The sequence below is a fragment of the Mesorhizobium sp. M7A.F.Ca.US.005.03.2.1 genome (assembly GCF_003997795.1).
GTDB lineage: Bacteria > Pseudomonadota > Alphaproteobacteria > Rhizobiales > Rhizobiaceae > Mesorhizobium > Mesorhizobium ciceri.
In genome coordinates this window covers 1-1,059 of sequence record NZ_RZRP01001325.1, presented here as the reverse complement: position 1 = coordinate 1,059, position 1,059 = coordinate 1, and the positions used below count along the sequence as shown (strand labels likewise).

Below are 1,059 nucleotides of genomic sequence, written 5' to 3'. Positions count from 1 at the left end.
GGCGAAACAGCGATCAATGGCATGGCGCTGCAGCCGTATCTCAAGGCCAACATCTGGCACGATTTCGGCGGCACCAGCCATGTCAATTTCGACACCACCGACATCTCGACCGAGGGCAGATCGACCTCGTTCGAGTTCGGCGGCGGCGTGATTGCCAAGGTGACGGACAAGGTCAGCATCTTCGCCACCGGCGACTACACCACCAATCTCGGTGGCGACAAGCGTCGGATCCTCGAAGGCAATCTGGGCTTCAGCGTCAAATGGTAAGGCCGGTCATGATCCCGAAAACCAGTTTCGGGATCATGATCAAAAAGACAGCTTAATTGCTGGAACGCATCGCCACCGTGGCGATGCCGGCGCCGACCAGCAGCGTACCGCCGGTGCGGTTGAAGATGCGGATCGCCTTGGGATTGCGCACCACGTTGCGTGCGCGTGCCGCGATCAGCGCATAGCCGAAGGCATTGGCGAAGGCGAGCGCCAGGAAGGTCGTCTCGAAGATCAGCATCTGCGTCCAGAAATCGGCGTGCCGGTCGAGGAACTGCGGCAGGAAAGCAACGAAGAACGTGATGCTTTTCGGGTTGAGCGCGGTGACGAGCCAGGCGTGCGCCATCATCTTGGCCGAGGAGACCGCGTCGGTGCGCGGTTCGGCCTTCAACGCGCCGCCGGCGCGAAACAGTTTCACGCCAAGATAGATCAGATAACCGGCGCCGATCAGCTTCAGGATGGTGAAGACGGTCGCCGAGGCCGCCAGCAGCGCGCCGATACCCAGCATCGACAACGTCATCGCAGTGAAATCCCCCAACGCCACGCCGACGGCCATCGGCAGAGCGGTACGCCAGCCCTGGCCCAGCGCATAGGACACGACCAGCAGGATGGTCGGACCTGGAATGATGAGAAGGATCGTCGATGCGGCAGCGAAGGCGGCCCAGTTTTCGAAGGACATGCTCGTCTCCTTTGAGCTTAAAGAAGAGGATAAATCCTTAGGCCCGGAAGAATGTAAAGAGGCGATTTCCCTAACTGCGCCAGCGGCAGATCGGTGTCAGTTCGCGCCGCTCAGCG

At 60.6% G+C, this 1,059-nt stretch carries 2 protein-coding genes; one reads left to right on the top strand and one right to left on the bottom strand.

Going from position 1 to position 1,059, the window contains the following annotated elements:
- A partial coding sequence (locus EN991_RS37465) for an autotransporter outer membrane beta-barrel domain-containing protein (protein ID WP_127370589.1) occupies nucleotides 1-267 on the top strand: 267 nt, incomplete at its 5' end.
- 52 nt (nucleotides 268-319) lie between these two features.
- On the opposite strand, the gene EN991_RS37460 is transcribed toward EN991_RS37465, so the two are convergent.
- Nucleotides 320-943 (bottom strand): LysE family translocator, encoded by a 624-nt coding sequence (locus tag EN991_RS37460; RefSeq protein ID WP_023761181.1) that lies wholly within the window; start codon nucleotides 941-943, stop codon nucleotides 320-322.
- Nucleotides 944-1,059 lie beyond the last annotated feature (116 nt).